This window comes from Streptomyces sp. NPDC001568 (genome assembly GCF_042893755.1).
Classification (GTDB): Bacteria; Actinomycetota; Actinomycetes; order Streptomycetales; family Streptomycetaceae; genus Streptomyces.
On sequence record NZ_JBIAVF010000017.1, the window covers coordinates 5,524 to 17,932 of the forward strand.

Here is a 12,409-nt window from a genome sequence, read left to right on the forward strand (position 1 = left end):
TCAGTCTTCGAACGTGTCGAGGGCGATGCGGACCAAATCGTCCGCATCCATGGCGTCGATCTCATCGGGCCGTTCCTCCGGCCCGGCCGACGGATCGCCGTCGCCGCGGGCGAGCCGCAGCAGCGGGCCGGTGAGACCGGCCTCGCGGAGGGTCCGGAACGGGATGGTGGCCAGCATCCGGCGGAAGTCGGCCTCGGTGAGGTCGTCCTCGGACGCTTCGGCGCCGCCGCCGGTGGTGGCCGGTGCCACGGTCCCGGCGGTGACCTGCCGGTCGAGGTGCTCGGCGAGCAGTTGCGGTGTCGGGTGGTCGAACACGAGGGTGGGCCGCAGTGAAACCCCGGTGGCGGCATTCAGCCGGTTGCGCAGCTCGATGCCGGTCAACGAGTCGAACCCCAGGTCCTTGAAGGCGCGTCCGTCCTCCACCGTCACGACGGAGGGAAGGCCCAGGGCCGCGGCGGCATGCTCGCGGACCAGACCGAGGAGCACTCGGCGCCGCTCGCCCGCCGGCAGCGTGGCCAGCCGCTCGCGGGCTTCGGTCTGCCCGACGGCGCCCGCCTCGCGCGCCCGCGGGGCGGGCCCGGGCGCGGCCGGATCGACCAGCAGCGGATGGGTGCGGCGGTGGCGCGGGTTCAGCTGGAGCAGCACCAGGTGGGGCCGGTCCGTCCGTTCCCCTGCCCGATCCCACAGGCGCAGGCCGGTCTCGCTGTCCAGCGGCACCATCCCGGAGGCGGTGATGCGCGCCAGGTCACTCTCGGTGAGGTGCCCGCTGATCCCGCTGCGCTGCGCCCACAGGCCCCACGAGTGCGATTGCGCGGGCAGACCACGGGCCCGGCGGTGTTCGGCGAGCGCGTCGAGGAAGGTGTTCGCCGCCGCGTAGTTGCCCTGGCCCGCCGCGCCGAGAACGCCCGCGGCCGAGGAGAGCAGGGTGAACATCGCCAGGTCGGCCCCACGGGTCAGTTCGTGCAGGTGCCAGGCCGAGTCGGCCTTGGCGGCGAGCACGGCGCCGAGCCGCTGAGGGGTGAGCGACCCCACGACCGCGTCGTCGACGACCCCGGCGGCGTGCAGTACGCCGGTCAGCGGGTGGTCGGGGTCAACACCCTTGAGGAGAGCGGCGACCTCGTCCCGGCGGGACACGTCACAAGCCACGACGTGCGCCTCGGCGCCCAACTGAGCCAGTTCCGCGACTAGTTCGGCGGCACCTGGTGCCGCCGGCCCCTGCCGGCCGGCCAGCAGCAGGTGTCGCACGCCGTACTCGGCGACCAGGTGCCGGCTGAGCAGAGCACCGAGGGTACCGGTGCCACCCGTGACGAGCACGGTGCCCGCGGGGTCAAGCGGTGCGGGCACCGTCAGGACCAGCTTGCCGGTGTGCTTGGCCTGTCCGAGGTGGCGGAACGCGGCCGGCGCCTGCCGGACGTCCCAGGTCGTGATCGGCAACAGGTCCAGCGCCCCCCGCCGGAGCAGGCCGAGCACCTCGGACAGCATGGCTCCGATCCGCTCGGGCTCCGGGTCGGCGAGGTCGAACGTCCGGTACGTCACACCGGCCGGGACCTCGTCCTCGGTACGGACGTCGGTCTTGCCCATTTCGACGAACCGTCCGCCGTGCGGCAGCAGTTGCAGCGAGGCGTCCACGAACTCACCGGCCAGCGAGTTCAGTACGACGTCGACGCCGTGCCCCTCGGTCACCGCGGCGAACCGGGCCCGGAAGTCGAGGTCACGGGAGGAGGCCATGTGGTCGGCGGCCACGCCGAGTGCCCGCAGGGTTCCCCACTTGGCGGGATGGGCCGTGGCGAACACCTCGGCGCCGAGATGGCGCGCGAGCTGGATCGCCGCCATGCCCACGCCACCCGCACCCGCGTGGATCAGAACCCGCTCACCGGGGCGCAGATCCGCAAGGTCGCGCAGCGCGTACCAGGCCGTCAGGAACACGATCGGCACGGACGCGGCCTCCGTGAACGACCAGTCATCCGGTACTGCGGCGAGCGTGCGGGCGTCGGCCACCGCACTCGGTCCGAAACACTCCGGCATGAGGCCGAACACCCTGTCCCCGACGGCCGTTCCGGTCACTCCCGGGCCCACCTCGGTCACCACTCCGGCGCCCTCCGCGCCCAGTGCGGCGCGTCCCGGGTACATGCCGAGAGCGACCATCACGTCACGGAAGTTCAGTCCGGCGGCGCGCACAGCCACCCGAACCTGCCCCGGCGCAAGTGCTTGCGGAGCGGACGGATCGGCGACCAGGGCCAGGCCGTCGAGCGTCTGCCCACCGGGGACCAGCCGCCGGCCGGGCCCGTCCGGGACGGCGAGCGCGTCATCCTCCAGCTCCACCAGCCTCGGGGCGAGCAACGCGTTCTTTCGGAGCGCCACTTGCTCACGGCCCGCTGCGTGGACCGCGGCCAGCAGATCCCCGAGAGGCACTTGGCCAGTCCCGGTGTCGGTGTCGGTGTCGGTGTCGGTCTCGGTGTCGGTGTCGAGCAGATGAATCCGGCCCGGGTTCTCCGCGCCGGCCGACCGCGCCAGGCCCCAGACCGCGGCGACGGCCGGGTCCACGTCCGCATCGCCAGGACCGGTGATGACCGCTCCCGTGGTACGGATCATCATCCGCGCATCCGCGAGCGCGGGCGCGGCCAGGAACTCCTGCACCTGGAGCAGCACCCACTCCGTCGCGGCGCGGGCCCGCTCCGGCACCGGCCCGTCGGCGCCGCACGGCAGGTCCAGGACCACCCAGGCGGGGGCGGCCGAGCCGTCGTCCACGGCACGCGTCACGTCCGCCACGCCGATGTGGTGGCCCGCCGACACCAGGGCGAAGTCCCCGGGAGCGAACGCCGGCCCGTCAGGGACGACGGCGACCTGATCCCAGCGGATCCGCAGCGGGATGTCCTGCGCCGAACGAAGTGACGCTTCACTGACCGGCCGGAAGGCGAGGGCCTCGACGGTGACGACGGGCCGTCCGGTCGGGTCGAAGGCCTCGACGGCGACACCATCAGCACCCCGACGCAGCCGGGCCCGCAGAACCCTTGCTCCGGTGCGATGAACGGTGACACCACTGAACGCGAACGGAAGCCCGCCGTCACCAACGCCAACGCCAACGCCCGAAGTCGCGGCGAGGGCGTGGAGCGCGGCGTCCAGCAAGGCCGGGTGAAGCGCGAAGCCGGTCGGATCGTCGGGCAGCACGACCTCCGCGTAGACGTCCTCACCGTCCCGCCAGACCTGCCTCAGCCCCCGGAACACCGGCCCGTAATCGAACCCCGCCTCCGACAGACCGGCATGGATGTCCTCCGCCGGGACCCGGACTCCCGCAGGGGGCCAGGTCCAAGCCGTATCGGGAGTTTCGAGCGCCTCCGCGAGAACACCGGTGCCGTGCCGGGTCCACTCGCCGGCTTCGGTGTCGGGGCGGGAGTGGATGTCGACCGTCCGCTGTCCGTGCTCGTCGGGGGCGGCGACCACGACCTGGACCGTCACCCCGGGCCCGCCCTCGGGCACCAGCAGTGGCGCCTGAAGAGTCAACTCCCGCACCTGACGGCACCCCATCTGCTGGCCCGCGTACGCCATGAAGTCGACGAACGCGGTCCCGGGCAGCAGGACCACGCCTGTCACGGCGTGATCCGCCAGCCAGGGTTGCGTGGAGGTCGACAGCCGCCCCGTGAACACAGCGCCACCATCGGCCAGCGACACCCGTGCGCCCAACAGCCGATGACCCGCGACCGCCAACCCCACCCCGGAGAGCGACCCCCCAGCCACCCCCGAAGACCCCGCGACCCAATACCGAGAACGCTGGAAGGCATACGTCGGCAACTCCACAGACTGCCCCGCACCGGAAACCCACCGGTCCCACTCCACGCCAACCCCATGGACGTGGAGCCGGGCCAAGCCCATCAGCAGGCTGGTGGCCTGGTCACGATCACGCCGCATGAAACTCGCGACCGCCTCACCCCCACGCTCCTCCATCACAGTGGACAGAGCAGGCTGCGGACCGACCTCCGCCCAGACCCGAACCCCCAACTCACGAGCCTTCGCGACTGCCTCGGCGAACCGAACAGGCTGTCGCACGTGCTCCACCCAATAGGCAGGGCTACCGAAGTCGGCGCCCGTAAGCTCCCCACTCACTGTCGACACGACCGGAATCTCGGCAGGCCCGAAGGACAGATCCGCGATCACGGCGGCGAAATCCTCCAACATCGGAGCCATCAGCGGCGTGTGGAAGGCATGACTCGCCGACAGCCACCGGGTCCGCAACCCCTCGGCGTCCAGCTTCTCGACCACACCCCGTACCGCATCCCCCTCACCGGCCAACACGACCGAATCCGGCGCGTTCACCGCAGCCACCCACACCCCGGCCAGCCCCGCGATCCGATCCGCGATCTCCGCCGCAGGCCCGGCAACCGAGACCATCACGCCACCGGCGTCCATCCCCTGCATCAACCGGCCACGCACACACACCAACCGCACCGCATCAGACAGGCTCAGCACACCCGCGGCGACCGCCGCGCCGATCTCACCGACCGAATGCCCCACCAACACATCCGCCCGAACACCACACTCCACCAGGACACGCCACAGCCCCACCTCCAACGCAAGCAGCCCCACCTGCGCAAACACCGTCTCATCGATCAGGTCACCACGACCACCCTCACCGAAGAGCACCGGACGCAACGGCCCCGGCAACAACCCATCCGCCACCGAACACACTTCATCCACCACGCCGGCGAACACCTCGAACCGCTCGTACAACCGCGCACCCATCCCCGCGAACTGCGAGCCCTGCCCCGTGAACAACACCGCCGTCTTCCCCACCAACGGCGAACCCGTCACCAGCGCATCAAAAGATCCGCCCTCAGCCAATGCGTCCAGCCCCGCAAGCAATTCCTCGACAGAGGAACCCACCACAACAGACCGGTCCTCCAACACCGCACGGTTCCTCAACCCCGCAGCCACACCGACAACGTCGACAACCCCGGTGTCCCGGACGAACTCGGCCAACCCGGCCGCCTGACCCCGCAGACCCCCATCACCCCGACCCGACACCACCCACGGCACCGGACCCGACGGCTCCGCCGATGAGGGTGCAGCCACAGCCACCCCAGGCACCTCCATCGCGGGCGGCTCCTCAAGAACCACATGCGCGTTCGTGCCACTCACACCGAACGAGGACACCCCCGCCCGCCGCACCCGCCCCTCCCCGGACCACAGAACCGGCTCGGTCAGCAGACGCACCTCACCCGCCGACCAATCCACATGCGGCGACGGCTCGTCCACGTGCAGCGTCTCGGGCAGGTGCCCGTGACGCATCGCCATCACCATCTTGATCACACCAGCCACACCCGCAGCCGCCTGCGTATGACCGATGTTCGACTTCACCGAACCCAGCCACAGAGGACGACCCTCCGACCGGTCCTGCCCGTACGTCGCCAGCAACGCCTGCGCCTCGATCGGATCACCCAGTGTCGTACCGGTGCCGTGCGCCTCCACCACATCCACATCACCGGCGGACAGACCCGCGTTCGCCAGCGCCTGCCGGATCACCCGCTGCTGCGACGGACCGTTCGGCGCCGTCAGACCATTCGACGCACCATCCTGATTGACGGCCGAACCCCGCAGCACCGCCAGCACCCGATGGCCGTGGCGACGTGCGTCGGACAGCCGCTCCAAGAGCACGACGCCGACGCCCTCCGCCCAGCCCGTACCGTCCGCGCCCGCCGCGAACGGCTTGCACCGGCCATCGGGGGACAGACCGCGCTGGCGACTGAACTCCACGAACGCACCCGGCGTCGACATCACCGTCACACCGCCCGCCAGAGCCAGAGAACACTCACCGGAACGCAACGCCTGCGCCGCCAAGTGCATCGCCACCAACGACGACGAACACGCCGTGTCCACCGTCACCGCCGGACCCTCAAGACCGAACACGTACGCCAGCCGCCCCGACACCACGCTCGCCGCGTTCCCGGTCAGGAAGTAGCCCTCGCTGCTCGGGTCGCCAGGCAGGGACATGTAGTCCTGGCCGCTGGTGCCGACGAAGACGCCGGTCGGGCTGGTGCGCAGTGAGTCCGGAGCGATGTGCGCGCGTTCCAGCGCCTCCCAGGTCACCTCCAGCAGCAGCCGCTGCTGCGGATCCATCGCCAGCGCCTCACGCGGGTTGATCCCGAAGAAGCCGGCGTCGAACTCGCCCGCGTCGTGCAGGAATCCGCCCTCGCGGGCGTAGGACGTGCCGCTGCGCTCGGGGTCCGGGTCGTACAGCGCGTCCAGATCCCACCCCCGGTCCGTCGGGAAGTCCGAGATGGCGTCGCCGCCGGCGGCGACCAGGTCCCACAGCGCCTCCGGGGACGCCACGCGGCCGGGGAAGCGGCAGCTCATCCCGACGATGACGACCGGGTCGTCGTCGGCAGCGGATCGCACCGGGCTGTCCTGCACCCGTTCCGGCCGCAGCCCGAGCAGCGTGTCGCGCAGGTGCCCGGCGAGGGCGAGGGGGCTGGGGTGGTCGAATACGAGGGTGGCGGGCAGCGTCGATCCGATCGCGACGGCCAGCCGGTCCCGCAACTGGATCGAGGAGAGCGAGTCGAAGCCGTGGCTGCGGAAGGCGCGGCCCGGGTCGACCTCGTCCGGGTCGGCATGTCCGAGGACCGCAGCGGCTTCGGCGCGTACGAGATCCAGCAGCAGTTGGATGCCGTCGGCCTCCGACAGGGAGGCCATCCGGTGGCCGAGGTCGCCCGGCTCGGACGCGGGGTCGCCGCCCGAGTCCACCAACTGGTCTTCGGCTTGCTGGAGTTCCGCGAGGAGCGGACTCGGGCGGGCGCCGGTGAAGAGGGGGACGAACCGGTCCCAGTCCACGTCGGCGACGGTGACGTGCGGCTCGTCCTCGGCGATGGCCTGGCTCAGGGCGACGAAGGCGCGGTCCGGGTCCATCACGTTGATCCCGCGCTGCCGGAGTTGCTCGGCCGCGTCGCCGACCGTGGCCATGCCGATGCCCGCCCAGGCGCCCCAGGCCACGGAGGTGGCCGGGAGTCCCTGGGTGCGGCGGTGTTCGGCGAGGGCGTCCAGGTAGGCGTTGGCCGCCGCGTACGCCGCCTGGCCGCCGCTGCCCCAGATGCCCGCGATGGACGAGAAGAGCACGAACGCGTCCAGTTCCGTGTCGGCGAACACCTCGTGCAGTACTGCGGCGCCGGCGGTCTTCGCGCGGAGGGTGTCCGCGATCTCGTCCGGCGTGGTGTCCACGAGGGACGCGTGGCGGCTGATGCCGGCGGCGTGCAGCACGGCGCGGATCGGGTGGCCGTCGGCGGACATGCGGGCGACGAGGTCGGCCACCGCGTGACGGTCGGTGACGTCGCAGGCGACGATGGTCACCCGCGTTCCCAACTCGGCCGAAAGCGCTGCCGCTTCGGGGCTGTTCGCTCCGGAACGACTCAGCAGCACCAGGTGGTTCGCACCGCCGCGGGCCAACCGGCGGGCCACGTGCGCGCCGATCCCCCCGGTGCCACCGGTGATGAGGACCGTCCCGCGGGGCTGCCAGCCGCGGGCGGTCGAGGCGGCGGCCCGGGTCAGCCTGCGCACGAGGATGCCGGCGGGCCTGATCGCGACCTGGTCCTCCTCGCCCCCGCCGCCGGTGACGATGGCGCAGAGCCGGTCGTACGCCGTTTCGTCGGGCTCGGCGGGCAGGTCGGCGAGCCCGCCCCACTGCCTCGGGTGTTCCAGGGCCGCGACCCGGCCGAGGCCCCAGACCTGGGCCTGGGCGGGGTCGATGACGGTCGCGTCACGGTCGACGGCGACCGCGCCGCGCGTAACGCACCACAGCCTGGCCCCGCTCTTCGCCTCCGCCTCCGACTCGGCCTCGGTGAGCGCCTGGATCAGCCGCACGGTTCCGACCAGGCCCGCGGTCAGTTCGGGATGGTGGGGGTGTGGTCGCCGGTCGAGGGCGAGCAGGGACAGGACGCCGACCGGCGGGGCGTCCGCCGCGCCGAACGCGTCACGCAGTGCCGTACCGAAGTCGGTGTCGCCGTCCGGGTCGACGGTGAGCAGCTGGGCCCGTGCGCCGCAGCGGGCCAGCGCGGCGAGCACGCCGGTCGTTTCCACCGCGGCCTCCGGCGCCGAGGGCGGGACGACGATCCACGTGCCGGTGGGGCGGGACACGGGCATGGTGGTCGGTCGACGCCAGCGGATCCGGTATCGCCAGTCCTGGACGGCGGATTCGGTGTGGCGGCGCTCGCGCCACGCGGTCAGCGCGGGCAGCAGCTCGGGTAGCGCCGCCGTCTCGGAAACGCCCAGCTCACCTGTCAGCGAAGCGATGTCGTGCCGTTCCACCGCGGTCCAGAAGCGGGCGTCCACCGGATCTGCCGCGGCCACGGCGACCGGGATCGGGGCGGCCTCCGGCCAGTGGCGTCGCCGCCGGAACGGGTAGGTGGGCAGGGGCACGGGCCGTCCGCCCCAACCCGCCGCGATGGCCGGCCAGTCCAACGGGATTCCACGGGTGTGCAGTTCACCCAGTGCGGCGGTGACGGCGCGCGGCTCGGGCCAGGAGCGGCGCAGCGTCGGGACGAACGTCACGTCGTCCACGGCGTCGGGGAGGCATCCGGCGCCCATCGCGGACAGGGCTCCGTCCGGACCGAGTTCGACGAAGACGGTGACACCGCGGGAGTGCAGCCAGCGGATGCCGTCGTGGAAGCGAACGGTCTCCCGGACGTGTCGTACCCAGTAGTCCGGCGTGGTGGCCTCGTCGGCGGTGAGGGCGACGCCGGTCACGTTGGAGACGATCGGGATCCGTGCGGGAGCGAGGTCCAGCTCGTTCACCAGGTCACCGAAGGCGGTGAGCATGCCGTCCATGTGACCGGAGTGGAAGGCGTGGCTGACGTTCAACCGCCGCTGCTTGATGCCCTGTTCGCCGCACAGACGGGCGATGGCCCGGACCGCGTCCTCATCACCGGAGAGCACGGTGGAGGCGGGTCCGTTCACCGCCGCGACATCGATGCGGTGCTGGTACCCGTCGAGCAGCGGCGCCAGGTCCTCGGGGGCCACGGCCACGGCGATCATCGCGCCGCCGTCCGGCAACGCCTCCATGAGGCGGCCGCGGGCCGCGACGAGCCTCGCGGCCTCGGGCATGGTGAGCACCCCGGCGACGTGCGCCGCGACCAGCTCGCCGATGGAGTGGCCGAGCAGGTAGTCGGGGCGCAGGCCCCACCCTTCCAGCAGGCGGTAGAGCGCCACTTCAACGGCGAACAGGGCGGGTTGGGTGTAGCGGGTCCTGTCCAGCAGGTCGGCCTCGGTGGTGCCGGGCTCGGCGTGCAGTACGTCGAGCAGGGGCCGCTCCAGTTCCGGGGCGAACGCCGCGCACACCTCGTCCAGGCAGGCGGCGAAGGTGGGGTACCTGCCGTACAGCGCGCGTCCCATGCCGATGCTCTGGCTGCCCTGGCCGGGGAAGAGCACGGCGATCCGGCCCTCGTCCGCCACGCCGCGCAGGACTGCGGGTGCCGGGGCGCCATCCGCCATCGCGGTGAGCGTGCCGAGCAGTTCGTCCCGGTCCTGGGCCAGGACCACGGCCCGGTGTTCCAGGGCGGCGCGGGAGGTGGCCAGCGCGTGAGCGACGTCGGGCAGCGTCAGGGTCGGGTGGGCCGTGAGGTGCTCGCGCAGCCGGGCGGCCTGGGCCGCCACGGTGGCGTCATCACGGGCGGACAGCAGGAACGGCAGCGCCTCCCGCGGCAGCGCCTGACCCGGCTGCGTCTTCCCCGCCCGCACTTCCCGGGGCACGTCCTCGGGTTCCGTTGTCCCGGGGTGCGGCTCGGAGGCGGCGGCTTGGGGGGCCTCCTCGATGATGACGTGCGCGTTGGTGCCGCTCACACCGAACGAGGAGACGCCGGCCCGGCGCGGGCGGTCGTCACGGTCCCACGGCACCGCCTCGGTCAGCAGCGACACCTCACCGGCTGACCAGTCGACGTACGCGGACGCCTCTTGCGCGTGCAGGGTCCGCGGCAGCAGCCCGTGCTGCAGTGCGAGCACCATCTTGATCACACCGGCGGCGCCCGCGGCGGCCTGGGTGTGCCCGATGTTCGACTTGATCGAACCGATCCTCAGCGGACGGTCGGCGGGCCGGTCTCCGTACGCGGCGATCAGGGCCTGTGCCTCGATCGGGTCGCCCAGCACGGTGCCCGTGCCGTGGGCCTCGACCGCGTCGACGTCCGCCGGCGTCAGCGCGCCGTCGGCGAGCGCCGACCGGATCACCCGCTGCTGCGAGGGACCGTTCGGCGCCGTCAACCCGTTCGACGCGCCGTCCTGGTTGACCGCCGAGCCGCGGACCACGGCGAGGACGGGATGGCCGTGCCGACGCGCGTCGGAGAGCCGTTCCAGCAGCAGGACGGCCACGCCCTCGCCCCACGCGGTGCCGTCGGCCCGCGCCGAGAACGGCTTGCAACGGCCGTCCGGTGCCAGACCGCGCTGGCGGCTGAAGCTGACGAACGCGTTGGGCGTGCTCATCACGGTGACGCCGCCCGCCAGGGCGAGCGAGCACTCCTGGCGCCGCAGCGCCTGACCGGCCAGGTGGATGCCGACCAGCGAGGCGGAGCAGGCGGTGTCCACGGTCACGGCGGGGCCTTCCAGCCCCAGTGCGTACGCCACCCGCCCGGACAGGACGCTCGCGGCGTTGCCGGTGGCAGCGAAGTCCTCGGCGTCCGGCACATCGGTGAGCAGGCCCGCGTAGTCCTGGCCGTTGGTTCCGGCGAACACACCGGTGCGGCTGCCGCGCAGTGACGTGGGGTCGATCCCCGCGCGTTCGAGGACCTCCCACGACGTTTCGAGGAGCAGCCGCTGCTGCGGGTCCATCGTCAGGGCTTCGCGCGGGCCGATCCCGAAGAAGCCGGCGTCGAACTCGGCCGCGCCGGACAGGAATCCGCCGTGCCGGACGTACGAGGTGCCCGGCCCGTCCGTCTCGGGGGCGGACAGCCGGGAGAGGTCCCAACCGCGGTCGGTGGGGAACTCGCTGATCGCGTCGACACCGTCCGCCAACAGCGTCCACAGGTCCTCGGGCGAGCGCACCCCTCCGGGCAGCCGGCAGGCGACGGCCACGATCGCGATCGGCTCGTCGGCATCCGCTGCGGGAGCCGCCGGCACGGGCCCGTCCGCCCGCGCCGGGGGCGCGTCGGCGGCCCCGCCCAGTTCGGCGTCGAGACGTGCGGTCAGTTGGCCGACCGTGGGGTGGTCGAAGACCAGCGTGGCCGGCAGCGTCAGTCCGGTGCCCGCGGTGAGCCGGTTGCGCAGGTCGAGGCCGGTCAGCGAGTCGAAGCCCAGGTCCCGGAAGAGGCGTTCGGATCCGACGGCGCTCGGATCGGCGTGCCCCAGGACCGCGGCGACCTGGTCGCGTACGAGGTCGAGCACTGCCGCACGCCGTTCGGTGCCGGTCAGGGCGGCCAGCCGGCGGGCCGTCTCCTGCACGGCGGGACTCGTGCGGTCGGCGGTGTGGGCGCCGTCCGGGACGAGGGCGCCGCGCGCGTCGGGCAGGTCGGCCAGCAGCATGCTGGGGCGCACGGCGGTGAACGCGGGCGTGAACCGGGACCAGTCGACGTCTGCCACCATGACGTTCGTCCCGCCGGTCCCCAGCGCTCCTACCATGGCGGCGAGGGCGAGTTCGGGCGCCATCGGCCGGGCACCGGTACGCCGCAGCCGCAGCACGGTGGCCGCGGACCGTGCGGCCATGCCGTCACCCGCCCAGGCACCCCAGGCGATCGCGGTGGCCGGCAATCCGGCGGCCCGGCGCTGCTCGGCCAGCGCGTCCAGGACGGCGTTGGCCGCGGCGTAGTTGCCCTGCCCGGCGCTGCCGAGCACCCCGCCGAACGCGGAGAACAGCACGAAGGAGGTGGGCGGCAGGTCACGCGTCAACTCGTCCAGGTGCCGGGCGGAGGTCGCCTTGGCGTCCAGTACGGCGGACAGCCGCTCGGGGGTCAGCGCCGAAAGCGGGGCGTCGTCCAGTACGGCAGCGGCGTGCACCACCGTGGTGAGGGGGTACGTGGCAGGCACGGCGGCGATGGCCTCGGCCAGCTCGGCGCGCCGGCTGATGTCGCAGGCACGAAGGGTGACCCGCGTTCCGAGTGCCTCCAGCTCCCGACGGAGGTCGTCGGCTCCGGGGGCGTCCGGGCCCTGTCGGCTGAGCAGCACGATGTGCTCGGCTCCGCGCTCGGCCAGCCGGCGGGCGACGTGGCCGCCGAGGGCACCGGTGCCGCCGGTGATCAGGGCACTGCCGCCCGGTGACCACTCCGGCTCGCCGTGCGTGGGGGTCGTGTCGCGGCGCAGCCGGCAGCCGAGGATCCTCGTCGCGCGGACGGCGACCTGGTCCTCACCGGTGGCACCGGTCAGCACGAGCCCCAGGCGCTGGTACGCCACCGCGTCCGGGTCGGCGGGCAGGTCGATCAGTCCGCCCCAACGCTCGGGGTGTTCCAGG

At 72.8% G+C, this 12,409-nt stretch carries 1 protein-coding gene (cut by a window edge); it reads right to left on the bottom strand.

The genetic code is table 11. The annotated features are described in order from the left end of the window. Window positions 1-12,409 carry the 3' portion of a type I polyketide synthase gene (locus ACFY0I_RS28340; RefSeq protein WP_388901131.1) on the bottom strand. The gene runs 3,347 nt beyond the window's last position, so the window shows 12,409 of its 15,756 coding nt (coding positions 3,348-15,756); its start codon lies off the right edge, out of view; its stop codon occupies window positions 1-3.